General features: G+C 67.8%; 20 protein-coding genes. 5 read left to right on the plus strand and 15 right to left on the minus strand.

From position 1 onward, the window contains the following. Positions 1-7: 7 nt before the first annotated feature. Entirely contained in the window at positions 8-1,123 is a 1,116-nt protein-coding gene (locus BLT81_RS05440) for an isochorismate synthase (protein ID WP_019194980.1), read from the plus strand. Here BLT81_RS05440 and BLT81_RS05445 read toward each other — a convergent pair. From BLT81_RS05445 to BLT81_RS05500, 12 genes are all read right to left on the minus strand, one after another. Beyond that, complete coding sequence (locus BLT81_RS05445) at positions 1,120-1,911, minus strand: fumarylacetoacetate hydrolase family protein (RefSeq protein WP_081583008.1); 792 nt, start codon at positions 1,909-1,911, stop codon at positions 1,120-1,122. The genes BLT81_RS05440 and BLT81_RS05445 overlap by 4 nt on opposite strands. A gap of 27 nt (positions 1,912-1,938) precedes the next feature. Continuing rightward, positions 1,939-2,502 carry an exonuclease domain-containing protein gene (locus BLT81_RS05450; protein ID WP_019194982.1) on the minus strand — a complete coding sequence of 188 codons (564 nt, stop codon included), beginning with the start codon at positions 2,500-2,502 and terminating at the stop codon, positions 1,939-1,941. Next, positions 2,503-4,365 carry a DUF294 nucleotidyltransferase-like domain-containing protein gene (locus tag BLT81_RS05455; protein ID WP_019194983.1) on the minus strand — a complete coding sequence of 621 codons (1,863 nt, stop codon included), beginning with the start codon at positions 4,363-4,365 and terminating at the stop codon, positions 2,503-2,505. It lies immediately after the preceding gene. A 39-nt stretch (positions 4,366-4,404) separates the two neighbouring features. Then, on the minus strand, positions 4,405-5,868 hold the full coding sequence (locus BLT81_RS05460; RefSeq protein WP_231286685.1) for a cell wall-binding repeat-containing protein: 1,464 nt from the start codon (positions 5,866-5,868) through the stop codon (positions 4,405-4,407). A gap of 95 nt (positions 5,869-5,963) precedes the next feature. Then, positions 5,964-6,980, minus strand: coding sequence for a 3-isopropylmalate dehydrogenase (locus BLT81_RS05465; RefSeq protein WP_019194985.1), 1,017 nt, complete (start codon positions 6,978-6,980; stop codon positions 5,964-5,966). Between the two features lie 199 nt (positions 6,981-7,179). Beyond that, positions 7,180-8,763 (minus strand): phosphoglycerate dehydrogenase, encoded by a 1,584-nt coding sequence (gene serA, locus BLT81_RS05470; RefSeq protein WP_019194986.1) that lies wholly within the window; start codon positions 8,761-8,763, stop codon positions 7,180-7,182. A gap of 108 nt (positions 8,764-8,871) precedes the next feature. Continuing rightward, positions 8,872-9,720, minus strand: coding sequence for a hypothetical protein (locus BLT81_RS05475; protein WP_019194987.1), 849 nt, complete (start codon positions 9,718-9,720; stop codon positions 8,872-8,874). Beyond that, positions 9,707-11,545, minus strand: a complete 1,839-nt coding sequence (locus BLT81_RS05480) for a DUF262 domain-containing protein (RefSeq protein ID WP_019194988.1) — start codon at positions 11,543-11,545, stop codon at positions 9,707-9,709. Before BLT81_RS05480 ends, BLT81_RS05475 begins: the two co-directional genes overlap by 14 nt. Positions 11,546-11,566: 21 nt before the next feature. After that, positions 11,567-12,472, minus strand: coding sequence for a cation diffusion facilitator family transporter (locus tag BLT81_RS05485; RefSeq protein ID WP_040421797.1), 906 nt, complete (start codon positions 12,470-12,472; stop codon positions 11,567-11,569). Positions 12,473-12,790: 318 nt separating this feature from the next. Continuing rightward, positions 12,791-13,807 carry a ketol-acid reductoisomerase gene (ilvC, locus tag BLT81_RS05490; protein ID WP_019194990.1) on the minus strand — a complete coding sequence of 339 codons (1,017 nt, stop codon included), beginning with the start codon at positions 13,805-13,807 and terminating at the stop codon, positions 12,791-12,793. Between the two features lie 132 nt (positions 13,808-13,939). After that, a complete protein-coding gene (gene ilvN / locus BLT81_RS05495; protein WP_019194991.1) occupies positions 13,940-14,458 on the minus strand; it encodes an acetolactate synthase small subunit in 519 nt (172 codons plus the stop codon). A gap of 3 nt (positions 14,459-14,461) precedes the next feature. Continuing rightward, the gene (locus tag BLT81_RS05500) at positions 14,462-16,318 is read right to left on the minus strand and encodes an acetolactate synthase large subunit (protein ID WP_019194992.1); all 1,857 of its coding nucleotides are present in this window, start codon (positions 16,316-16,318) and stop codon (positions 14,462-14,464) included. Between the two features lie 240 nt (positions 16,319-16,558). On the opposite strand from BLT81_RS05500, the gene BLT81_RS13070 reads away from it, so the two are divergent. From BLT81_RS13070 to ilvD, 3 genes are read left to right on the plus strand one after another with little or no spacing between them, the layout of a single operon-like run. Beyond that, a complete protein-coding gene (locus tag BLT81_RS13070; protein WP_019194993.1) occupies positions 16,559-18,232 on the plus strand; it encodes a mechanosensitive ion channel domain-containing protein in 1,674 nt (557 codons plus the stop codon). A gap of 28 nt (positions 18,233-18,260) precedes the next feature. Then, positions 18,261-18,794: a PH domain-containing protein gene (locus BLT81_RS05510; RefSeq protein ID WP_019194994.1), complete on the plus strand. Its 534-nt coding sequence runs from the start codon at positions 18,261-18,263 to the stop codon at positions 18,792-18,794. Between the two features lie 3 nt (positions 18,795-18,797). Then, a complete protein-coding gene (gene ilvD / locus BLT81_RS05515; protein WP_040421800.1) occupies positions 18,798-20,636 on the plus strand; it encodes a dihydroxy-acid dehydratase in 1,839 nt (612 codons plus the stop codon). A gap of 18 nt (positions 20,637-20,654) precedes the next feature. Here the strand turns inward: ilvD and BLT81_RS05520 are convergent, their stop codons facing one another. Next, a complete protein-coding gene (locus BLT81_RS05520) occupies positions 20,655-21,461 on the minus strand; it encodes a DoxX family protein (RefSeq protein WP_019194996.1) in 807 nt (268 codons plus the stop codon). Between the two features lie 164 nt (positions 21,462-21,625). Here BLT81_RS05520 and BLT81_RS05525 point away from each other — a divergent pair, with 164 nt between their 5' ends. Then, on the plus strand, positions 21,626-23,038 hold the full coding sequence (locus BLT81_RS05525) for a YkvI family membrane protein (protein ID WP_019194997.1): 1,413 nt from the start codon (positions 21,626-21,628) through the stop codon (positions 23,036-23,038). A 66-nt stretch (positions 23,039-23,104) separates the two neighbouring features. Here BLT81_RS05525 and gatB read toward each other — a convergent pair whose 3' ends face one another. Both gatB and BLT81_RS05535 read right to left on the minus strand, forming a co-directional pair. Continuing rightward, complete coding sequence (gatB, locus tag BLT81_RS05530; protein WP_019194998.1) at positions 23,105-24,604, minus strand: Asp-tRNA(Asn)/Glu-tRNA(Gln) amidotransferase subunit GatB; 1,500 nt, start codon at positions 24,602-24,604, stop codon at positions 23,105-23,107. Between the two features lie 70 nt (positions 24,605-24,674). Further along, positions 24,675-25,298 (minus strand): GNAT family N-acetyltransferase, encoded by a 624-nt coding sequence (locus BLT81_RS05535; RefSeq protein WP_231286686.1) that lies wholly within the window; start codon positions 25,296-25,298, stop codon positions 24,675-24,677. Positions 25,299-25,314 lie beyond the last annotated feature (16 nt).

Here is a 25,314-nt window from a genome sequence, read left to right on the forward strand (position 1 = left end):
TGCCTCCATGCGCGCGAACCGACCAACCACCGCCCCGGACTTCTTGTTGTCCCGGGCGCACGGCTCGGTACGCACCCAGGGGCGCCGGGGCACCTTCACGGATTCCTGGGCCGCCATCGACGCGCTGAAGAGCGGCGCCGTCGAGATGGTCGTCGGCGCACTGCCCTTTGACGCCGACGCCCCCGCCGCCCTCACCGTGCCGGAGCGCATCATCTGCGAGCCCGGGCCGCTCGAGCCCCCTGCGTACTACAGGTTCGGCGAGGGGGCGCGCCTGCACGCCGTCGTGTCCGGGCTCGACCCGGAGCGCGGCGAGCACCTGCGCCGCGTCGAGGCGGCGATAGGCACCATCCGCGAGTCCACGCTGGAAAAGGTCGTGCTCGCCCGCGCCGTCGACATCGCCTTTGATCCGCCGGTCGACCCCCTTCTCGTGGCCGCCCGTCTCATCGACAACTCCTCCAACAAAGACGGCTTCATCGCCGACCTCAGCCCCGCCGGGCGCAACTCCGTGCTCGTCGGCTCCTCCCCCGAGGTACTGGTCCGGCGCTCGGGGGACATCGTCAGCGCCTACCCGCTGGCGGGCTCCGCGCCGCGTCACCCAGACCCTGCCGAGGACGCCGCGCGCGGTGAGCACCTCGCCGCGTCCGCGAAAGACCTGCGGGAGCACGCGTTCGTCGTGGAGCATTTGCGGCAGACGCTCGCCCCGCTCTGCAGCGAGCTTGCGATCCCCGGCACGCCGGAGCTGACCAAGACGAATGAGATGTGGCATTTGGCCACTCCGGTCGTCGGCACGCTTCGCGCGCCGCTGTCGGCGCTGGATCTGGCCGTGCGCGTGCACCCGACGCCCGCGATCTGCGGGACTCCCACGCACGCGGCGGAAACCCTCATCGGCACCGCCGAGTCCGACCGAGGCTTCTACGCAGGTGCGGTCGGCTACACGTCGCGCTCGGGCGATGGGGAGTACATGGTGGCCATCCGCTGCGCCGAGGTTAACGCGGAGGGCACGGCGGCGCGCGCGTGGGCGGGCGGCGGCCTCGTCGCAGACTCCGACCCCCAGGCCGAGCTCGACGAAACGACGGCCAAGCTGCGCACCATCATGCGCGCGCTCGGCCTGGACGCGCCCTAAGCGCGCTCGATCGGGTTGCCCAACGAACCGATACCCGGGATCTCCACCTCAATGTAGTCCCCCGGAACCATCTCCGCGGTCCCGGCCGGGGAACCCGTGCAGATCACGTCGCCCGGCAGCAAGGTGAACGAGGAGGAGATGAACTCGATGATCTCTCCGAGGTTCATGATCATCTGGTTTGAGTTGGAGTCCTGCTTGGTCTCGGTCACGCCGTCGTGCGTGAGGTGAGCCTTGATCGGAGTGTTGGTGAAATCGAACTTCTCCAGGTCCGTCTCGATCCACGGCCCCAGCGGGCAGAAGGTATCGATGCCCTTTCCGCGGGCCCACTGACCGTCGGCGAACTGCAGGTCACGGGAGGAAACGTCGTTGACGACGGTCACCCCGCGCACGACCGACTTCCAGTCCTTGGCCTTGACGTTCTTGCAGGGGGTGCCGATGACAAGCGCCATCTCTCCCTCGAACTCAACCTTGGTGGCGAACTCCGGGATGCGGATCGGCGCCTCGGGGCCGATGACCGATGTCGGCGGCTTAAGAAACAGCGTCGGCGGCAGGTGCTCAGCGGACTGCTTGAACACCTCCGCGACGTGGTCCGCGTAGTTCCGGCCGATGGCCACAACCTTCGAGGGCAGCATCGGCGCCAAGAGCCGCACCTCGTCGAGCCGCCACTCCTTGCCGGTGTATTCGGGCTCCGTAAACGGGGTGCCGGAGATGGCCTTCGCGGTGGTAGCTTCTTCGTCGATAACGGCGAAGGTCATACCTTCGGGTGTTGCAATTCGTCCAAAGCGCATGGGGCACAGCTTACCCGCAACATACCGCTACGACGCGGTGAGCGCGAGGTAGAGCTCCGCGCAGGCAATCGCATCCGTCACCGCGTCGTGGTTGCGGTAGGCGGGCAGCCCGTAGCGCTCGCGCACCCGGGCGAGTCGCAGATCCTCCCCTCGGGGGTACGTGCCCATGCGCTCCATGTGCCGCCGCTCGAGAGCAAAGGTATCGACCACCTCCGCGGGGTGGAACCTCCGGCGCACCCCGAGGGCGCGCCGGAGCGCGTGGCTGATAAACCCAGTCTCCATCTGCGCGAAGTGCGCGAGGAGGTAGCGGCCGTCGAGGGCGCGCTGGAGCTCCTCGAGGATGACCGCGAGGTCAACGCCCCGGGCGGCGATGTCCTGGTCCGTCACCCCGTGCAGGGTGGCGGAATCCCCCACCTGCGCGCCCGCGACGAGGAAGTCGCGCGCCCCCGACAAGTCGATGACGCGGTTGGTCACAGGCACCCACCCCACGGCGACGAGCTGGTCGCGGCCCGGTGTGAGCCCGGTCGTTTCCACGTCGACCGCAAGCAGGTGGCCCTGCGTGAGCTCGCGCGGGCGGCGTCGGCCAAACATCTACACGGCCCTCACGGGATACGCGCTGGTCAGCGCGGATTGCAGCGACTTGATCACGCCGAAGGCGTCGCGCAGGGCGTCGCGGTCGCGGCTGGGCAGCTGCTTCGGGTCGATGCGGTAGTCGGGGCGCTCACCCGCGCGCAGCTGGCGGGCTTGGTGGCGCAGAGCCAGGGTGGACAAGTACTCGTACGCGCCGATGAGGTCCTCCGCGCCCCGCGTCGACAGGCTGTCCCCCGCCGCTGCTCGCATCCGCCCGAGTGTGTCCACCTCCTCAACGCCGGCGACGATGGCATAGAGGCGCGCCATCTGCACGACGGCCGCGGTGCCACCCTTTTTCACGTCGAGGGTGGAGGCGTAGTCACCGCTGCGCTCGACAACGAAGCCGCGGAACAGCCCCAGCGGCGGCTCGCGGCGCGTGGCTAGCGCGGCGAGGTGGGTGTGCAGGCGTGTCGAGCCGCGCGCGGCCGCCACGGCGTTGGTGTGCACGCGCTGCGCCAAAAAAGCGTCGCCGGCGATGCACCGGAAATCGAAAAAGACCTGGGTGTGCAACAGCGCATCCGGCTCGGGGGCTGTGATCCAGCCGTTGAAGGTGCGGTTCCACTCCGATTCCGTCATCCGCCACTGGGGGTTCATGGCCATCATCTCGCCCGGGCACAGCGCTTGCCCCGCCGCCGCCAGTCCCGTGCAGACGAACTCGCTGAGCTGCGCGAAGTACCGCGCCTGCTCGGGGTGGGCGGCAGGATCGTACGCGTCGTCAAGGATGAGCGCGTTGTCCTGGTCGGAGGCCGGGCCCATCTCCCGGCGCGCCTGCGAGCCCACCGCGACGAAGGCGAAGGGGACGGGGGCGGGCCCGTATTTCTCGGTGGCCAGGGTGACGAGCCGGCGGGCGATGTTGTCGGCGATGCTGGTCAGTAGCCTCTGCGCCTCGGCTGCCCAGGCGCCGCGTTCGAGGAAGCGCGCCGCGACTGCGGCCGCGCGCACAAAGGCGCCCTCGAGTTCGTCCTCGTCGGCTCGGTCCACCGCGCCGGCGAGGTAGATCGGGTCGTTGTGCAGCGGGCGCATGATGTCGGCGCTGCTGGCGACGCCCATGATCCCCTCCGGCCCCTCGACCGGCAAGTGGTTGAAGCCGAGCTCGCTCATGATGAGCATCGCCTCGAACACCATCGTGTCGGCGCTGATCGTGCGCACGGGGGATGTCGTCACCTCGGCGACCGGCCGCTCGGGATCATACAGCTGCGCCACGACGCGCGAGCGCAGGTCGCGGTCTGTGAGGATCCCCGTCTCCCCCTCTGCCTCCACGAGAATGTAGGACGAACGGTTGGCCACCATCGCCCGCGCCGCGTCCGCAATGCTTGCCGACGCCTGAATCACCGCCGCCGGCCGGCCCGCCACGAGCTCCCCCATCGGCGTGCGCAACACGTTCGCCGCAGGGTTGTCCTCGCGCAGCTCGTTGGCGACAGCCCGGATGCGCCGCGACTGCGAGGCGAAGTAGCGCTCGCTGTCCGGGTGCGCCGCGACGAGTTCGACGAACGCCTCGCGCGGGAGCATGAGCAGGACGGAGTCCTCCACGGCTTCCATGGTGTAGCGGGAGGTGGGGGCGTCGACAAGCGTGCTGTAGCCAAAGTTGCGCCCGGCGTCTCTGCGGTCGAGGAGGGTTCCCTCGCCGTCCATGACGTCGACGGCGCCGGAGCGGATGATGTAGAGCGTGTCGTTGACCTCGCCCGCGGAAATGATGCGGGCGCCGCGCCGGACGTAGGTGATGGACATCCGGGACGGCAGGCCGCGCACGGTGGACTCGGGCAGGTGCGCGAACGGCTCATGCTGGGCGAGGAAGCCCGCGATCTCCTCGAGCTCGACAGTCATGCACCCACTGTAGCGGCGGGCCAGCCACCGGGGCGCGGGTTACTGGTAGCTCACGAACCAGGGACGCGGGTCGACATCCTGGTAGGTCTGCTCCGGGGTGAACATCGGCGTGTCCTCGTCGATGAAGTTCTTCCAGGCCATGAAGAAGTTCGGGTCGAGGTCCTGGCGGAGCACGTTCCAGGTATCGAACTTCTCGCCCGGGGTGCCGTGGCCGTCGGCGTGCAGGATGTAGGACAGCTCGGGGTGGTCGGTACGGATGTTTTCGCGGTCCGGGAACATGGTCACCTTGAACTGGTGCAGGATAAACGCCTTTTGGGGCAGGTTGTTGGCGCGTGTGAGCTCCGCGAGCCAGTCCGCGACCGCGTTGATTTCCTCCGCCGTCGCCGAACCGACGCGCGACAGTGGCGCCTCGCCCGGGTTGAGCTTCCACTCCGCGTCGAGGGCGAGGCCGACGTTCGGGCGCTTCAGCAAGTCCTCGTAGAGCTTCGCCTGGCGCAGGAAGTCGCCCTGCCCGGGCTGGAGGTCGAGCACGGCGTAGCCGCCGGCCTCGGTGATCGCGTCGATGTAGGGAACGACCTCGGCCGGCTCCGTCTCGTTGGAGTAGTCCCCGTCATCGCCCGGCGAATCGGAGGCGACGGTGACGATGATCTCGAACGCCGGGATAATCGGCTGCGGGTCCAGCGGGCGGTACTGCTGCGCGTACTGCTCCGCCAGCTGCGCGGCTTCGGCCGGGCCCTGTTCGCCCATCACCCCGAGCGCCGGGCCGGAGGGGTGGCCGTAGAGCGCGATCATGCGGCGCCCGGGGAAGACAAGGCCGCCCCCGCCCGGCAGCTCGCCGTTGTCGGCCAGCTCGACGCGGGCGCGGTAGTCCTCAGTGGTACCCCACTGCGCGCCGAGGGCGATCGTGTCCTGGCCAGTCACCGCCTGCATCGACTCGGTCGTGGCGCGCGGGTCCGCGACATCGACGAGCGTGAGCTCTGCTCCGGCCGCGCGGGCGGTCGCTGCGGCCGCGCGCGAGGTCTCAGGGGTGACGAGCATGGGCGGCAGGATGAGCTCGAGCGGGGCCGCAGGCTCCTGCGCGATGATCGACGCCACGTCCTCGCCTGGGTTCGGCGAGCTGACCGGCTCACCCTCCCCGGCTGCGCTGGCCTCGATGACGTTGTCGGCACCGAGTCGTTCGATCTCGGCGTCGACGGCGGCGTCGGTGCCCGGCAGGCGGGTGAGCATCGGGGCGCCGTGCCTATTGGCTTCGGCGGCCGCGGCCAGCTGTGACTCCCGATCGGAGGTGGCCACGACCACGGTGTCCGACTCCTCGAACAGCCGCTGCGACACCTCTACACCCGTGCCGTCCGGGTCGGTGAGGACTTCGGGCCCGTTCGTTTCCAGCTGCGGTGTCTCCTGTTCGCCCGCGCCGGTATTCTCCGCGTTCTCCCCGCATGCGGTCAACACCGCTGCGGCGCACGCGAGCGCTGTTATTCGTGTGAGTGCGGGGGGCATATTCATGCGGTTCTTCCTCTCCTGGGCGCTCACTGCCCGGGTGTCGTCGTCGAGTTTCCAGCGGCGCGCGACCCATTAGCGTCTGCGCACTGGTGCTTACCCTACTTCAGGGCCGCGACGATGCGGTCACCCACCTCGGCAGTGCGCACCTGCCCTTCGCCACGCTTTGCGACGTCTTCCTCAACCGCCGTCTCAATCCTCCCCGCCCCGGCGTCGTCGCCGAGCCAGCGCAGCATCATGGCAACCGACAGGATCATGGCCGTCGGGTCCGCCACGCCGCGCCCGGCGATGTCGGGCGCCGAGCCGTGCACCGGTTCAAACATCGAGGGATTCTGGCGGCTGGCGTCGATGTTGCCCGAGCAGGCAAGGCCCACTCCCCCGGTGATCGCGCCGGCGAGGTCGGTGAGGATGTCCCCAAAGAGGTTGTCGGTCACGATGACGTCGTAACGCTGCGGGTCCGTCACCATGTAGATCGTCGCGGCGTCAATGTGGTTGTAGTCCACCTCGACGTCCGGGAACTCGCGCGCGACCTCGTCGACGGTGCGCTGCCACAGTCCTCCCGCATTGACCAGCACGTTCGTCTTGTGCACGAGGGTGAGCTTGCCGCGCCGCGCCGCCGCCTGGGCGAAGCCGTGGCGCACGAGGCGCTCCACCCCGTAGCGCGTATTCTGCGAGACCTCGCAGGCGACCTCATGCGGGGTGTGCTCGCGCAGCGTGCCGCCGTTGCCCGCGTACAGGCTCTCCGTGCCCTCGCGCACGACGACGAAGTCGACCTCGCCCGGGTTCGCCAACGGGCTCACCGCGTTCGGGAACAGGCGCGAGGGGCGCAGGTTCACAAAGTGATCCAGTGTGAAGCGCAGCGGCAGCAGCAGCCCGCGCTCCAGCACGCCAGCGGGGACCTGGCGTGGGTCGCCGATCGCGCCGAGCAGGATCGCGTCGTGCTCGCGCAGGCTGGCCAGGTCCTCCTCCGTGAGCAGCTCGCCGTTGCGCAGGTAGCGGCGCGCACCCAGGTCGTAGTCCGTCGTCTCCACGTCCGAGTAGAGCGCGCGCAGAACCTTCAGCCCCTCGACCATAACCTCGGTTCCGATGCCGTCGCCGGCGATGACAGCGATCTTCATTTGTGGGATTCCTTTCTCACCTAATGGACATCGCGCTCAGCCTAGCAGGTCCCCGACTTCCGAGGTTCTCCGAGCGGGTGCGACTCCCGGACGCGATAACGCCAGTGCCGGTTGACGCCTAGCCAGAACGCCCGCGCTCACGACGCGGCAGCCCCCAACGCACCACAGGCCGTGAACAACACGCGACCTCTAGGCGGTATCAGTCCAGGTCGATTTGGGCGGTCACGGCGCCGACGGAGGCGGCGATGCGCTCTTCGAGGTCGGCCGGGATCTCCTTTTCCACGCGGAGGATCAGCACGGCGCCGTCTCCCTTTGTGGCCTGGGTCAGGGCGGCGGCCTCGATGTTGATGTCGGCCTCGCCGAGCTGGCTGCCCACCTTGCCCAGGGCGCCGGGGACGTCGGTGTAACGGAGGAAGAAGTTGCGGCCCTCGGCGCGCAGGTCGAGGCCGCGGCCGTCGATGCGCACGATCTTTTCCACGCCGTCGAGGCCGGTCAGCGCGCCGGTCACGGCGCAGACGTCGCCGGCGGCGGAGACGGCTCGAACCTCAAGGGTACTGCGGTGGCTGCGGGCCTCGGTGACGGTGTCGACGCTGTATTCCAGCCCGCGGCTTTCGGCGATCTGCGGGGCGTTGACGAAGGTCACGGGCTCGCTCGTGATGCCGGAGAACAGCCCGCGCACGGCGGACAGCCCGAGCGTGTCGACGTCCTCGGTGGACAGCTCACCTGCGGCGGTGACTTTGAGGGAGACGGGGGCGTCGCCCAGCAGCTTGCCCGCGATGAGGCCGAGCTTGCGGGCCAGCTCGAGCCAGCGCGCGACCTCCTCGCCGACCCTCCCGCCGGTGACGTTCACGGCGTCCGCGACGAACTCGCCCGCCAGCGCCTTCAGCACGGAGCCGGCGACGTCGGTGCCGGCACGGTCCTGCGCCTCAACGGTAGAGGCGCCCAAGTGCGGGGTGACCACGACCTGGTCGAGCCCGAACAGCGGCGAGTCCGTGCAGGGCTCGGTGGCGTAGACGTCGACACCCGCGCCGCGGATCGCGCCGGAGGCGATGGCGTCGGCGAGGGCCTGCTCGTCGACAAGCCCGCCGCGGGCGGCGTTGATGATAATTTGCCCCTGCTTGGCCTTCGAGAGGAGGTCGGCGTTGAACATGCCGGCCGTCTCCTTCGTCTTCGGCAGGTGGATCGTGACAAAGTCCGCGCGCCCCATGAGCTCGTCCAGGCCCACGAGCTCCACGCCGAGCTGCGCGGCCCGAGCCGGGTTGGCGTAGGGGTCGTAGGCGATGATGGTGGTCTCGAAGGCCGCGAGGCGCTGGGCGAACAGCTGGCCGATGTGGCCGAATCCGACGATCCCGACGGTTTTGCCGAAGACCTCCACGCCCGTGAAGGAGGAGCGCTTCCATTCGGCGTCGCGCAGCGTCGCGTCTGCCGCGGGGATCTGGCGAGCCGTGGCCAGCAGGAGAGCAATCGCGTGCTCGCAGGCGGAGTGGATGTTGGAGGTCGGGGCGTTGACCACCATGACGCCGCGGTCGGTGGCGGCCGCGATGTCCACGTTGTCGAGGCCGACCCCGGCGCGGCCGATAATCTTCAGGTTCGGGGCGGCGTCGATGACCTCCTTGTCCACGGTTGTCGCGGAGCGCACGAGGAGGGCGTCCGCCTCCGGCACTGCCGCGAGCAGCTCGGCGCGGTTCGGGCCGTCGACCCAGCGCACCTCCACGGAAGTGCCGAGTGCATCGACGGTGGACGGGGCAAGCTTGTCAGCGATGAGCACGACGGGGCGAGTCACAGCGGTTGTCTCCTGAGGGTAGGCGTAACACGAACGCGCGGCGGGCAGCGTCCGCCCGCCACCAGGAGTAGGATAACCCGCCGCGCCCGGCCATTCCCCTCCCTTGGGCTAATAATTTTCCTCTGCTCGCATAATCCTCGCGCTCAGCTGCTCGGCGGTGCCGAACTGGGTGCCAAGGGCGATGAGAGGCTCCTCGGCAAGACCGGCCATCGCCAGCAGCGTCGTCTCGGATTCCCGCGGGTCCGGCTCGTCCACCATGGTTACCCGCGCGCCAAAGCTACGCAGGTTGGCCACGGCTGGCAGCGAGCTCTCGCTCGTCGCCACCACCATGGGCGCCATGTCGGCGTCGCGGCGCGAGTTCACTGGGAAGGGGCGCGCCTGCGCCCCCGGCATCACCGTCGGTTCGGCCCACGCTGCGCGCAACCACGTCGGCTGCTCCGCGTTCAGGTGCGCCACGCGCTGCACCGCCTGCTCCGGGTCGTCGACCTCTTCCTCGTCAAAACGCAGGGTGGTCATGTCCGCCAGCGCGCCGAAACCGCCTGGGTCACGCGACAGGCGCACCGCCCCCGAGGAACTCGCCAGGGCGACGTCGCCGACAGTGAGCACCGTGTGCGCTTTCATCCGCTGGATCTCCCGGATGACCTCGTCGTGCCGGGTGCGGTTGTACACGATCATCGGAGCGTGCGCCACCACGGCGATCGACGCCCCCCGCAGCTGCGCCTCCAGCGTGCCGTCGGTGACCACCAGGGTCTCGGAGACGTCGAAAAGCAATTGCGCCGTCTCGATGCCGACGGGGTCGTCGATCACCACCGGGTGGTCGTTGAAGCGCTCGGAGACGTGGCGGGACTGGTTGGTGCTGCGTGCCTGGCTGAGCTGGTCTGGCTCCGGCGGGGCGGCGCACCCGGTCAGGGCCACCGTCGCGGCGGCGAGGAGTGCGGCGAGCTTAGCTGCTCGCATCCGGGCCGGGTGTCGCATGCGTGTCGCCTCCGCGGGGGTCGATTGAGCTCAACGTTGCCATCGTATCCTCTCCCTGCCCCAGGTCACGGATGACCGGTGTGCCCATCGAATACTCCACGATATCGGTGAAGCGACTCAGCCGGTCCGCGAAGAAACGCTCGTGGTCGGAAGACCGCGCCAGCGCCGGGTCGAGCTGGTGGCCTGCGAGCATGGCGTCGAACTCCGCGTCGTCCATCAAGCTCTTCGATTGCAGCCGCGGCAGGTAGCGTTTCGGCCCGTTGTTTTCCACGAGCACCTTCGTGCGGATGCCCATCGGGGTGCGGTTGAGCACAGACTCGGCCAGCTGCTGCGACACACCGTGGGCCTCGCAGAACCCGCGCGGAAACACCTCGTAGAACCCGGGCTCCAGCTGCGCACGGGTCTCGGCGTTGAACTCCTCGCCGGTCCGCCAGTCGCGGGCGCCTCGCGCCATCACCAGCGCGTACAGGCCCCGGTACACCCCCGATGATGGCCCCGCCGTGAGCAGCCGCGACTGGCGCAGCCTCGCGTTCTCGACGGTGCGCGGCAGCTCCTCCGTCGCCCCGCGGACCCAGGGGACTACCTCGTCAACGTCGGCGCCGGAGCGCGTCGTCGGGGCGTGGCCTCCGTACAGCTCGCCGAACAGCCCGCACCACAGCCACCGGTTCAGCCGGTCGACGGCCTCGCCCCCCGGCTCCTCCCCGCCTTCGCCGAGTCGCGCCATGATCGCGGCGAGCGAGACAATCTGCGCCGGGTACGGCACCTGCTCGGGGGTGATAAAGCAGCGTTCCTCGAGAAACTCCGCCGCCCGCTCGAACGCCGCGACAAGCTCCGCGACGTGCTCACGGTAGTCTTCGAGACTGATGTTGAGGATGTCCCCGCGGTGCCCCGCCGCCGCGCCGCGCCGCGCCGTGAGCAACAGCGCCATCGCGCGAAGGAACTCGATCCGGCCAATCCCATCGAGCGCAGGGTGCTCACGCAATTGCTTCTCGACGCCCCGCCACTGCGCCCCCACATCAAAACCGGGATCCTGCATAGCGAACAGCGCCCCGAGCAAGTCGAAAACATCCATCTGCACACCGGCCACATTGGCGTACGCGAAGATCTGCCCCACCCCGGCGAGCGACGTCTCCCGGTCGATTCGCACCACCGGCACGGCGTAGGCCACGATCTGCGACAACACGGCGCGGTGGAACGCCCTGACCGCGGACAGGCGCTGCGGCGATTCCGCCTGGGCCGCCATGTCCACGAGCAGGTTGGCACCCTCGGCGCCGAGAAGCCACGACACGGGGATCACCCCGTGGGCCACCATCTGCTCGCGGCTGGTGATCGGCCCGCCTACGTCCGGGCCGAAGTGCGAGCGGACGGTGCCGTCCGTATCAACGGCGAAGATCGCCTCGATCGGCAGCGGGGCCGCGCCGCCCACGGCTGCAGCCTCGACGTCGACGAAGAAGCGGCGCTCGATGAGCCTGCCGCGAAAGTCGAGCGCCGGGACTACACCGTTGCCCCGCAGCGCATGGTAGAGGGAGGTGAGGCGCTGTTGGCCGTCGAGAAGCACAAGGCCCGGCTCCCTGCCTGTATCGGGCGCACCCCGCAATGGCCGGGCGCGAAAACGCATGGGGACGTTCCGGGTGTCAAGGGCCAGCAGGGAACCAATCGGGTGCCCGCGCAGCACCGACGCGACGAGCGAGCGGACGCGGTCGACGTCCCAGACATAGTCCCGCTGAAAGTCCGGGAGCTGCAGCTCCCCCCTCTCAGCGCGGGCGAACAATTCGGGCAGTGGGTAGCTCGGCGTGGTGAAGCCCATGGCCCTTACTCTAAAGCAGAATCAGCACACATTCTCGGGACCTTCGACGCGCGCGTGACCCGGCCGCTCGATCTGAATCGTTGAATGGCCCACCCCGCACTCGCGCAGCACTCGGTGCGCCTGCCGCAGTGTGGGCTCCGCGGGCACGCCCCCGCCTATCACGAGGTGCGCGGTACACAACAGGCTCGTGCCGTCAAGCGACCACACATGCACATCGTGGATTGTGTCCACCCCGGGCAGGCTGCGCAGCTTCGCGGAGATCACCCCTGGGTCGACCCCCTGCGGCACCTGCTCCAGCAATACCCGCCCCGAGCGGCGCATCAGCTGCCAGGCCCGCGGTACCACTAGGCCGGCGATGACCAGCGACGCCACGACGTCCGCCCCCTGCCAGCCCGTCAGCATCACCACCGCCCCGGCCGCCAGCACCGCGACGGAGCCCAGCGCATCCACCAGGACGTGCAAGAATGCCCCCTCGACGTTGATGGAGGCCCCACGCTGCGCGCGCAGCAACAACGCCGACGCAGCGTTGGCCGCGAGACCAATGAGCGCGATGACCATCATCGGTCCGGCCATGACCTCCACTGGGTCGCGCACGCGGCGCACGGCCTCGACGACGATCCACACGGAAATGGCCATCACGGTAACCGCGTTCACCAGCGCGGCCAGAACTTCGACGCGCCGGTACCCGTACGTCGCCGCCGCGGTGACCGCCCTTCTGCCCACCAGCACCGCCACCACAGCGATGATCAGCCCCGCCGCGTCCGACAGCATGTGCATCGCGTCCGCCACCAGCGACACGGAGCCCGTCGCCAGCCCGCCAACCAGTTCCGCGACGAACACCGTGGCGGTGATCATCAGCGCACACGCAAGGGCGCGCAGCGGCGCCCCTGGGTGAGCGTGCGCGTGAGAGTGTTCTCGCTGTGTCATAGCTGCAGGCTAACCCCACGAGCCCCTTATTGGCAATCTATTGAAAATGCGTTGCGGGTAGGATGCGCCCCGTCGCCCTTGTGGTCAACCAGGGCACCGGGCGTAGTCGACCTCAACGCATTCAGACCACACGCGTCCCGCTGATGCGCCTAGGCCCGTGTGCCACGCGACCAACAGATGAGAGCACGAAAATGCGCGTCCCGGTCGACTAGCCCCCTCCCTCTAGTCGACCGGAACGCGCTCACACGCTAAACATCCGGTGATCCCCTGACGCCCGACCAACCCCCCAGCCGGCCGAGTGCCAGTACCACCGAAGGATTAGTGCGCGGTGTCCGTCAACGGGTTTTTCACCCAGCTCATCATGTCGCGCAGCTGCGCGCCTGTCTTCTCGATCGGGTGCGACGACACCTCGCCGCGAAGCCCCTCGAGCTCAGTGTTGCCGTTGTCAACGTTGGCCACCAGGCGGCGGGTGAACTCGCCGGACTGGATGTCCGTGAGGATCTCGCGCATGCGCTCCTTCGCCCCGTCATCGACGACGCGGGGGCCGGAGAGGTAGCCGCCAAATTCGGCAGTGTCGGAGACCGAGTAGTTCATGTTGGCAAGGCCACCCTCGTAGATGAGGTCGACGATGAGTTTGATCTCGTGCAGGCACTCGAAGTACGCCATCTCCGGCTCGTAGCCAGCCTCGGTGAGCACCTCGAAGCCCTTCATGATCAGCTGCTCGAGGCCACCGCAGAGCACGGCCTGCTCACCGAAGAGGTCGGTGACGGTCTCGGCTTCGAAGGTGGTCGGGATAACGCCGGCGCGCGCGGCGCCAATTGCTGCCGCGTAGGACAGGGCGAGATCGCGGCCGTTGCCGGCCGGATCCTGCTCGACGGCGATCAGCGCGGGCACACCCTTGCCGTCGGCGAAGGTGCGGCGCACGAGGTGGCCCGGGCCCTTCGGGGCGACCATGGCGACAGTGATGTTCGATGCCGGCTCGATGAGCTTGAAGTGGATGTTAAGGCCGTGCCCGAAAAACAGCGCGTCGCCATCCTTGAGGTTCGGCTCGATGTCGCGCGTAAAGATCTCAGCCTGGGAGGTATCCGGAGCAAGCAGCATGATGACGTCGGCCCACTCGGCCGCCTCAGCGTTGCTCTTGACCTCAAATCCGGCCTCGCGGGCCTTCTCCGCAGACTTGGACCCCTCGCGCAGGCCGATGACGACCTCGACGCCGGATTCGCGCAAGTTTTGAGCGTGGGCGTGGCCCTGGGAGCCGTAGCCAATGACGGCAACCTTCTTCTGCTGGATCAGGGAGACGTCGGCATCCTTGTCATAAAAGACGTCAATCGCCATGTGGTAGACACTCACCTTTCTTAGTGTGTGGAATTAATGTTTCACATTATGACACAGCGGCGGCCGCCGCGTTGCCATTAGGCGGACTTTTTCGCCGGGTTTTTACTGAGTTTTCCGCGAGGTTTCCGCGAGCTACTTCGACGGGGCGAAGGTCTTCGCGCCGCGGTTGAGCGCCACCTGGCCGGACTGCACCAGCTCGCGGACGCCGAAGCCCTCCATGACGTCGAGGAACGCTCGCAACTTCGAGGGCACTCCGGTGGCCTCGATGACGACGGAGTCGGGCGAGACGTCCACGACGCGGGCGCGGAAGATAGAGGCAGCGTCGACGACCTGGGTGCGGTTGGAGTTCGTCGCGTTCACCTTCACCAGCATGAGGGAGCGCGCGATCGTTGTGTCGTCGTCAAGCCGCACGACCTTGAGCACCTGCACGAGCTTGTGCAGCTGCTTCGTGATCTGCTCGATGTGGTACTCGGACGCGTCGACCACGATGGTGAGGCGGTTGATGCCCTCCGTCTCCGTCTTCGCGGAGACCAACGAGATTAGGTTGTAGCCACGCCGGGTGAACAGGGCGGTGACGCGAGTGATGATGCCATCGAGGTCAAGCACCAATACCGACAGGATGTTGCGGGTGGGTTCGTCGTTGTTCAGCATGGTTTACTTTCCCCTCTCGTGGATGGCCGCCGGGGACTCCGCCGCGGACTCCTCCATGTCGAAGAACGGGCGGATGTTCAAGGCGTACTGGATGTCCGAATTGTTGCTTCCCGCCTCGATCATCGGCCACACCTGGGCGTCCTCGCCGACGATGAACTCGACGACGACGGGGCGGTCGTTGATCTCGCGAGCCCGCTGGATCGCGGGGACGACCTCGTCCTCGGAGGTCACGCGAATGGCTTCGGCGCCGAGCGCCTCAGACAGCTTGACAAAGTCCGGCACGTACACCTCGCCACCCAGCTTGGTGTGCGAGTAGTGGCCCGCGTAAAACAGCGTCTGCCACTGGCGGACCATGCCGAGATTGCCGTTGTTGATCAGCGCGATCTTGATGGGGAACCCCTCGAGCGCGGCGGTGGTGATCTCCTGATTGGTCATCTGGAAACAGCCATCACCGTCGATCGCCCACACTTCCTTGTCGGGCCGACCTGCCTTCGCGCCGAGCGCGGCGGGAACGGCGTAGCCCATGGTGCCCAAGCCACCGGAGTTGATCCAGGTGCGGGGGTTTTCGAAGTCGAGGAACTGCGCCGCCCACATCTGGTGCTGGCCCACGCCCGCGACGTAGATCGCCTCGGGCCCCACCTCGCGCGACAGCGTTTCGATGACAAACTGCGGCGCAAGCTTGCCGTCCGACTGCGGCTCATAGCCGCGGGGGAAGCGCTTCTTCAGGTCGTCGAGACGCTCGACCCACTCGCTAATCGACGGCACATCCATCCCCTTCGCCACAAAAGCGTCCGTCAGCCCCGACAGGACGCGCTTCGCGTCACCAACGATGGGCACGTCGACGTCGCGGATCTTGCCCACCTCTGCGGGGTCGATGTCCGCGTGGATTGTCTTCGCCCCCGGCGCGAAGGTCTCGGTGTTGCCGGTGACTCGGTCGTCGAAACGCGTGCCGATGGCGATCAACAGATCCGACTCCTGCAACGCGCCGACGGCGGGAACCGACCCGTGCATGCCGGGCATGCCCATGTGCAGCGGATGGCTCTCCGGGAACGCACCGAGCGCCATGAGGGTGGTCACGACGGGCACACCTGTCGCCTCAACGAACTCCATGAGCTCGGCGTGCGCCTCGGACTTGATCACGCCGCCGCCGATGTACAAGACGGGGCGCTCGGACCTCGAGATCAGCTTGGCGGCCTGCGTGATCTGCCGGTTGTGCGGCTTCACGTTGGGCTTATAGCCCGGCAGGTCAAGCGCGGGCGGCCAGGTGAACTCGATCTCCTCGGCCTGCACATCCTTCGGGATGTCCACGAGCACGGGGCCGGGCCGACCTGTCGTGGCGATGTGGACGGCCGTGGCAATCGCCTGCGGGATCTCCTGCGGGTTGGTCACCATGAGGTTGTGTTTGGTGATCGGCATGGTGATGCCTCGGATGTCGGCCTCTTGGAAGGCGTCGGTGCCAATCAGTGGAGAGCCGACCTGGCCCGTGATGGCCACGATCGGCACCGAGTCGAGGTAAGCGTCCGCGAGCGGAGTCACCAGGTTCGTCGCGCCCGGGCCGGAGGTCGCAAGACACACCCCCACCTTCCCGCTCGACTGGGCGTAGCCCGTAGCCGCATGACCCGCGCCCTGCTCGTGGCGGACGAGCACGTGGCGCAACTTCTGGGCGGCAAACAGCGCATCGTACAGCGGTAGCACTGCCCCTCCGGGCAGGCCGAAAACAACCTCTACGCCGAGCTCTTCAAGGCTGCGGACGACGGCGTCCGCGCCGTTCATGCGCTCAGCGGCGCGGGTGGGGTCCGCGTCCGCGGCCCGTTTTTGCTTCGATGGGGCCTTCTTCGAAGACTTCTGGGAACCAGCCACGCTGGAAAGCTCCTTTGGGGTCAGGGACAGGTGCAGGTGACCAAAAACAAAGCCCCCGGGCAGCGTGAGTGCTGTGCGGGGGCGCTTGTTGTGGCGACTGAGTAGGAATTCAGGCCGCTACGGCAAGCGCCGCACCGGAATGAGTACCACTAGTCGAAAATTGGTCATGCGATAGATCATACACAGAACACAGGAATCTGTCGGCCTAACGGTAGGAAAATGTGTCTAGGGTGGGGTGTCATGCCGATTGCCCGTATTGCTGAAGAACTCTGGCGTTGGTTCGCCGAAACAGGCATTAACCTCGCCCTCCTCGTCGTCGTAGCACTGCTCATCCCCCGCGCCGCGCGCTTTGCCAACCGCGTCGTGGAGAGGCAGGTAAGCAACACCAGAGACGCGGACGAGGTGAAGACGCGCCTCGCCATCGCCGGCGTGGGCATCAACATCGCGCAGATCATCGCCTTTTTCCTGCTCCTGGTGTTCTTGCTTCAACAGATGGGCTTCTCGCTCGCAGGCGCAGCCATCCCCGCGACCGTCGTCTCCGCCGCCGTCGGTTTCGGCGCCCAGAACATCATCGCCGACTTCCTCGCCGGCTTCTTTATCCTGACGGAAAAGCAGTTCGGCGTGGGCGACCACGTCTCCTTCGAAGGCGGCGGCCTGGACGTGAGCGGCACCGTCATTCAGATCACGATGCGCTCGACGCACATCAGGACGCTCGAGCAGGCCACCGTCTCTATCCCGAACTCCGCGGCGCGCATCGCCGTCAACTACTCCAACTACTGGTCCTCGGCACTCGTGGTGATGCCGGTGCCGCTACTGGGGTCGGACAGCGCGGAGGAAGCCATCGAGCGCGCGGAAAAAGCAGCCCGGAAGACCCTGGCCACGCCTGAAATCGCCCCCACCATCATGGGCGATCTCGAGGTCCACCCCGCCGTGGATGTCAACCCCCCGGCCACGGTGGGCATGCCGTGGACGATGGACGTGCGCCTCATGATCCGCGTCGAGCCGCTGAGCCAGTGGATGGTGGAGCGCGCCCTGCGCGTGGCTCTGCTCAACGAGTTCTGGGACGAATACGGATCCGCCCCCACCACCGTGGGCACGCGCATGGACCACGTCATCGACCACACGGAGGCCGCCGAGGCCTTCCCCGTCACCGGGCGGGTCGACCCAGCGCAGGTCGACCCAGCGCAGGCCGCCCCCGCCCGCACTCGCCCGACCGCCTCGGCCCACCCGGGCGAGGACGATTCCCTCGCCGGGTCCGAGTCCCCGACGGAGGCGCTCTCGTCGCGCCCCGCCGCCGCGTCGGCTGCCGCCTCCGCGCAGGGCGGCGACACCACGGAAGCCGCACAGGGTGCGGGTGACGCAGACGACACAGCCGCCGGGGAGCAGACCGACTCAAGCAACGACCCCGAAACCGAGCTGATCACCCACCCGGACGACGACCCCGCTTCCGACATGCTGGCGGACGAAGCCCACAAGCAGACCAAGCTTGCCTTTGGCGGGCGGATGCGCATGTCCACCGCGGTCCTGCTCGGCGTCTTCCTCGTCTTACTCGTCGTGCGGGGGCTCACGATTGGGCCCACCGAGGATGACCCGGATCGCTCCGGCGTCCTCGCCCCCCCGCCGCGCACGACCCCCGCTGCTACGACCTCGCAGACCCCCGCCCCGGCGACGCAGTCGACGCCAGCCCCGTCCCCCACACAGCAGCCGTCTCAGCCCGCCGAGACCTCTCAGGCGCCCGCGACGGGCACGCCCCAACAGCAACCCTCGAGCGAGCAGCAGCCGTCGCCCCAGCAGCAGCCCTCGAACGAGCAACAGCCGGCACCGACCAGCGCTCAGCAGGCGCCTTCGGCTCCCAGCGAGGGGGCGCCCGGCAACGAGAACGCTCCCCAATCCCCGGCCCCCACTGAGGGCTAGCGCGCCACCGGTGACTAGCATTGCACCCATGACTGAGCCGTCGCAGGTCTTCCGCCCCAGCCGTGAGCACGTCGTCGCGATCGTGCTTATGATCGGAATCGCGCTCATCGGGATTGGCTGGGCGCCGCTCGCGCTTGGGTGGCTGCTCATTTTCCCCGTCGGCGCCCTCGCGTGGGTGCTCACCGTCTCCACGACGGTAGGCGAGCAGGGAATCTCGCTGAAGTACCTGTTCAAACGAGACGCCACGATCGCCTGGGACGACCTCGACGGCATCGCGTTCAAGGGTGCCCGCGCCCTCGCGACGACGACCGACGGCAACACGCTGTACATGCCCGGCGTCACCTTCAACTCCCTGCCCGAGCTTTCTGCGGCCTCGCGGGGCCGGATCACCGACGTGATTACCGGCAGTGCCGAGGCTGCGGACGGAAAGTACGAGATTATTAACCGCGAGGGCAACAAGGTACTTCTCACTCGCGAGGAGTACGACGTATACCTCCGCGAACACCCCGACACCCCGGGCCCGCGCCCGGCTCCATCAACCACCACCAACGACAAGGAGTAGGCCGTGATCCCCCTTCGCTCACGAGTGACAACCGTCGGCCGCCAGGCCGCAGGCGCCCGCGCCCTGTGGCGCGCCACGGGCACGCAAGAAAACGAGTTTGGCAAACCGATCGTGGCCATCGTGAACTCCTACACGCAGTTCGTCCCCGGCCACGTCCACCTCAAAGACGTCGGCGACATCGTGGCCAAGGCAGTGCGCGCCGCTGGCGGCATCCCGAAAGAGTTCAACACGATCGCCGTCGACGACGGCATCGCCATGGGCCACTCCGGCATGCTGTACTCCCTGCCGTCGCGGGAGATCATCTCCGACTCCGTGGAGTACATGATCAACGCGCACACCGTCGACGCGATGGTGTGCATCTCCAACTGCGACAAGATCACCCCCGGCATGCTCAACGCCGCGATGCGCCTCAACATCCCCGCCGTGTTCGTCTCCGGCGGGCCCATGGAGGCCGGCAAGGCAATCGCCGTCGGCGGCGTGACCAAGCCGAAGTCGGATCTGATCGACGCAATCGCGCTGTCCGCCGACGACAGCGTCAGCGACGACCAGCTCGACGAGGTTGCCAACAACGCCTGCCCCACCTGCGGCTCGTGCTCGGGCATGTTCACCGCCAACTCGATGAACTGCCTGACCGAGGCCCTCGGCCTGTCGCTGCCGGGCAACGGCACGACGCTGGCGACGCACACCGCGCGCCGCGCGCTGTTTGAGAAGGCCGGGGAGACCATCGTCGAGCTGTGCAACCGCTACTACGGCGAGGGCGATGAGTCCGTCTTGCCGCGCTCAATCGCCTCCGAGCACGCCTTCCGCAACGCGATGGCGCTGGACATGGCCATGGGCGGGTCCACCAACACGATCCTGCACATCCTCGCCGCGGCACAGGAGGGCGAGGTCGACTTCGACCTCAGCGACATCGACGACCTCTCACACCGCATCCCCTGCCTCTCCAAGGTCGCCCCCAACGGCGACGCCCACGTCGAGGACGTGCACCGCGCCGGCGGCATCCCGGCCATCCTGGGCGAGCTCAACCGCGCGGGCCTGTTGCACTCGGACGTCCACACCGTGGCTTACCCCAGCCTCGACGCGTGGTTGTCCGACTGGGACATCCGCTCCGACGCCCCCCTCGATGAGGCCGTCGAACTCTACCACGCCGCCCCCGGCGGCCAGCGCACCACGGAGGCTTTCTCGCAGTCCGCGCGGTGGTCGTCCCTGGACACGGACTCGGCCACCGGCGTTATCCACGACGTCGACCACCCCTTCACCTCCGACGGCGGGCTCGTCGTCCTGCGCGGCAATCTTGCGCCGGACGGGGCGATCCTGAAGACCGCGGGCGTCGAGGAAGGGCTGTGGGAGTTCTCCGGCCCAGCCCGCGTCGTCGATTCGCAGGAGCAGGCCGTTTCCACCATCCTGGCCCGCGAGGTGCAGGAGGGCGAGGTCGTGGTCATCCGCTACGAGGGCCCCGCCGGCGGCCCGGGCATGCAGGAGATGCTGCACCCGACGTCCTTCCTTAAGGGCGCGGGCCTAGGTAAGAAGTGCGCGCTCATCACCGACGGCCGCTTCTCCGGCGGCACCTCCGGACTGTCCATCGGCCACATCTCCCCCGAGGCGGCGCACGGCGGCCTCATCGGTCTGATCGAAGACGGAGACACCATCTCGATCTCCGTGTCGCGCCGCGAGCTGACCCTCGACGTCGACGCCGAGGTTCTCGCCGAGCGCCGGGCCGCGATGGAGGCCTCGGACGCGCCGTGGACGCCGAACCGCACCCGCACGGTGACGAAGGCACTGCGCGCCTACGCCAAGATGGCGACGAGCGCGGACAAGGGCGCCGTGCGGCGCGTCGATTAGCGGCGTGCTTATCGGCGCCTAGGCCAGCGGGTTGATGCCGGTGCCAAACCACCACATCACGCCCGCGGCGGCGACGCCAAGCGCCGCGCAGATCCACGAGCTGGCCAGGGGGCGTCGGGCCCAGCTGCGTCCCGCGTCCACGCCGTAGAGGCCTGGGCCCGTGAACTGCAGCACGAGGCTCGCGGCGAACACAAACACGGCCAGCCACACGGCCGCGTCCCACGTGAACGGGTTTGCCCCCGCGGGGGAGGCGGCCACCACGTGGGCCAGCAGGAAGCCCGTGACCGCAAGCGCGACCAACGCCGCGACAGGGGCGAGTAGGCCGAGCACGAGGAACACTCCGGCGGCGAGCTCAAGGGTGGGGACAACGACGGCGAGCGCCTCTCCGTACGGGTACGCAGCAAACTCCCCTTCGAGCCCAGCGATCCCGGCGGAACCGCCGAGGCCAAAGAAGACCTTCAGAGCGTCGAGGATGAGGTAGCCGCCGACCAGTACCCGCAGCAGAAGCAGGCCGAAGTCGGTGGTGCCGCGCCGCGCGAGGGGCTCGGCGACGACCTCCTCGCCGAGCGGGCCCGCCTCGCCCGGGGCCAGGTACTCGGTGGGCTCCCCGGCAAAAGGCACGGCCGCTGGCGCTGCGGCGGGCGCTGGCGCGGGCGTGGGGCTCGCCGGGAACACCTCGGTCGGGGCGGCTTTTCCAGTGCGCTGGTAAATATCCTGCGGGGGCGTGGGAACTTTTGTGCTCCCTGTCTCGCCCGTGTAGGTGGGAACCTCCGGCAGGTCGTCGAAGTCCTCGGAGGTTACGTCACGCCGTGTGTTGTCACTCATGCACCCGACAGTATGCGAGTCTGCCCCCCGTCCCGGAGAGCGCGCGCGGCGTGGCCCCAAAGTTTTTCGCAGCGCCGAACAGCCGAAATCGCGATATCAGGATTACCCCAGACGTTTGGTAGGCTTATTCGCCGCTAGTTTCTCCACTATTTCTAGGAAGTGACATGAGAAAATCGGTAACGGTCGCCCTCGCCTTCGTTGGTCTCCTCGTCGGCGCTGGGTTCGCCTCGGGCCAGGAGACCATGCAGTATTTCCTTGCGTACGGATACTGGGGCATCGTCGGGGCAATCGTCGCCGGCATCACCATCGTCGTGGTCGGCGCGACCCTGTTCCAGCTCGGATCCTACTACCTCGCTGACGACCACAGCGCCGTGTTCCGCCACGTGTCCTACCCGGCCGTGTCCGCCTTCATGGATGTCGCGACCATGCTGACGCTGTTTTCCATCGGCTTCGTCATGATCGCCGGCGCGGGCTCCAACTTGGACCAGCAGTTCGGCTTCCCCACCTGGGTCGGCGCCGCCATCATGACGGTGTTCCTTCTCCTGTCGGGCTTTTTGGACGTCGATAAGCTGACGCGGGTTATTTCGGCGATCACGCCCTTCCTCATCCTTGCCGTGCTCGCCGCCCTGGTGGTGACCATCCTCAACATGCCCGAGCACATCGGCGGACTCAACGAACTGGCCCTGCAGAACGAGCCGACCGCTGGCGTGTTCAACAACTGGCTGGTCTCGGCGTTGAACTACGCCGCGCTGTGCATCATCATGGCCGTATCCATGATCCTCGTCATCGCCGGCTCCCAGCTCAACCCGCGCGAGGCGGGCGTCGGCGGCCTGATCGGCGGCATGCTCTACGCCGCGCTGCTCGTCGTCCTCGTCTTCATCATCTTCCTCAACATGGAGTCGGCGGTCGGCGCGGACTTCCCGCTGCTCATGGTGTTTAACACGATGCACCCGGCGGTGGGCGTGATCGTGGCCATCGTCATTTACATGATGGTCTACAACACTGCGGTGGGAATGTTCTACGCCATGGCGCGGCGCATCACCGCCTCGCACCCGGAGCGCTTCCGCCCGGTGTACTTCACGGTGGTGCTCATCGGGTTTGCCCTCTCCTTTATCGGCTTCGCCGACCTGGTCAGCTGGGTCTACCCGGTGCTGGGCTACCTCGGCATGGTGCTCATCGTGGTCATGGTCGTCTCGTGGCTCAAGGGTCGGGCTGGCATCAACGCGGAGACCCGTCGCCGCGAGCGCCTCACCAGCCTGGCCACCAGCGCGCTCGACCCCGGCGAGGACGACCTCACGCCGGACCAACGCCGCGAGGTGGAAAGCCTTGTCGACGCCTCCAACGTCCACGATTCGCGCCTGTGGCAGTCGGTGCAGGAGGAGGTCGCCGCGGACCTTGACGCCGACCCCTCGAGCGAGTTCTCGCTCGAGGACAACCCGGCGCTTAACCCCGAGGCCGACTCCTACGACGGCGCCCCCGCGGCCGAGGACGCCCCGATCAACTGGGCGGCCTACGAGGAGATGTACGAGACCGGGTCCTTCCCGGCCGTCTCCCCGCACGACGACAACAAGCGCTAAGCGAAACGACCGACGCCCCCGGCTCACCGTTCACTGTGAGCCGGGGGCGTTCTCGTTCACCGCTCGTTACTTCAGCTTGTCGGCGATGAGCTTGTTCACCTGGCCAGGGTCCGCCTTGCCCTGCGTCGCCTTCATCACCGCGCCGACGATCGCACCGGTAACCTTTGTGTTTCCGGCCCGGTACTTCTCCACGATGTCGGGGTTCGCGGCGAGCGCGTCGTCGACAGCCTTCTCGATGGCGCCGTCGTCGCGCACGACCTCAAGGCCTCGCTTATCGACGACCTCGTCGACGCTGCCCTCCCCCTCGATGACGCCGTCGATGGCCTGGCGCCCGAGCTTCGTCGTGAGCTTGCCTTCCTTGACCAGCTCAACGACCCGGGCGACGTCTGTCGGCTCCACCCCGACCGCATCGAGGTCGCGGCCGAGCTCGTTCGCCTTGGACATGATGTAGGACACCCACCATGCGCGCGCTTCGTCCGGCGTGGTCCCGGCCTCGACGGTGTCCGCCACGAGGTCGAGCGCGCCGGCGTTGACAAGGTCGCGGAACTCCTTTTCCGGCAGTTGCCACTCCTCCTGGATGCGCGCGCGGCGCACCCACGGCAGCTCCGGCAGCGTCGCGCGGATCTCCTCGACCCACTCCGGGGTGGCCACCACCGGCGGCAAGTCTGGGTCGTTGAAGTAGCGGTAGTCGCTCGCCTCCTCCTTCGGGCGCCCCTTCGAGGTGGTCCCGTCCTTCTCCTGATAGTGGCGGGTCTCTTGGACGATCTCCTCCCCCTTATCGAGCGCTGCGCCCTGGCGCATCATCTCGAAGCGCACGGCCTGCTCCACCGACTTCAGCGAGTTGATGTTCTTCGTCTCGGTGCGGGTGCCAAACGCCTCCTGGCCGATCGGGCGCAGGGACACGTTGGCGTCGCAACGCATGCTGCCCTGGTCCATGCGGGCGTCGGAGACGCCGAGCGCCTTGACCAGCTCGCGCAGCGCCCCGACGTACGCCTTGGCCACCTCGGGGGCGCGCTCTCCTGCTCCGATGATGGGCTTGGTCACGATCTCGATCAAGGGGATGCCCGCGCGGTTGCAGTCCACGAGGGAGGCGGTGGCGCCCGTGATCCGGCCCGACGCCGAGCCGAGGTGCGTCAGCTTGCCGGTGTCCTCTTCCATGTGCGCACGCTCGATCTCCACGCGCCATTCGGTCCCGTCCTCAAGGACGACGTCGAGGTATCCGTCGTAGGCAATCGGCTCGTCGTACTGCGAGATCTGGTAGTTTTTCGGCTGGTCCGGGTAGAAGTAGTTCTTGCGTGCGAAGCGCGAGCGCTCCGCGATTGTGCAGTTGAGCGCCAGGCCAATCTTGATGGCCCACTCGACGCCCTTGGCGTTGACGACCGGAAGCGCCCCCGGCAAGCCCAGCGACACGGGGTCAATGTTGGTATTGGGCTCAGCGCCGAAGTGCGCCGAGGCGGTGGAGAACATCTTCGTCTCGGTGGCGAGCTCGACGTGCACCTCGAGCCCCATCACCGGGTCGTATTTCTCCAGCACCTCGCTGTAATCCATCAGGTCGTAGGCAGTCATGCGCACCAGTCTAGTTCGCGCCCTCCCCCGGCGGCGGCAGGGTGCGGGTTTGCGCGCGAGCGGGCAGGGCCTACGCCAGGCGCGCCTCCAGCCCGCACTTCACCATGGGCCACTCGTAGTCGAGGATGGAGTAAATGCGCGAATCGCGCACCGTGCCGTTGTTCATGATGCGGTAGCGGCGCAGCTCTCCCTCGAACTTGGCGCCGAGCCGCTCCAGCGCGCGGCGGGACTGGAAATTCATGGTATGGCACCGGAACTCGGCGCGCATGAAGCGAAGATCCTCGAAGACGTGGGTGAGCAGCAGGAGCTTGGCCGCCGGGTTGACGTAGCTGCCTTGGACGTCGGCGGAAATCCAGGTGTGGCCGAGCTCGCAGTGCTTGTTGTGCTCGTCGACGTTGTAGATGCAGGTGATGCCGACGGCGCGGTTCGCTGCGGCGTCGATAATGGCCCACGGGCGGTAGTTGTCGCTCGCCACGAGGAAGGCAATCTGCTCACCGACGCCCTCGGGGGCGGGCACGTGGTCGACGTACCAAATGTCGGGCAGGGTGGCGGCGGCGCGGGCAAGGTCCTCGGCGTGCGTGGACGAGAGTGGTTCGAGGCGAACCGGGGAGCTGCCGAGGACCATGCCACCGTCCTGTGCGGACCCCGAGCTCATGAGCGGTACGACCGCTGCGGCGCGCTGCGCGTTCATCATGGGAAGGATAGTAGCG

Source organism: Corynebacterium timonense (assembly GCF_900105305.1).
In the GTDB taxonomy this organism is placed as follows: Bacteria; Actinomycetota; Actinomycetes; order Mycobacteriales; family Mycobacteriaceae; genus Corynebacterium; species Corynebacterium timonense.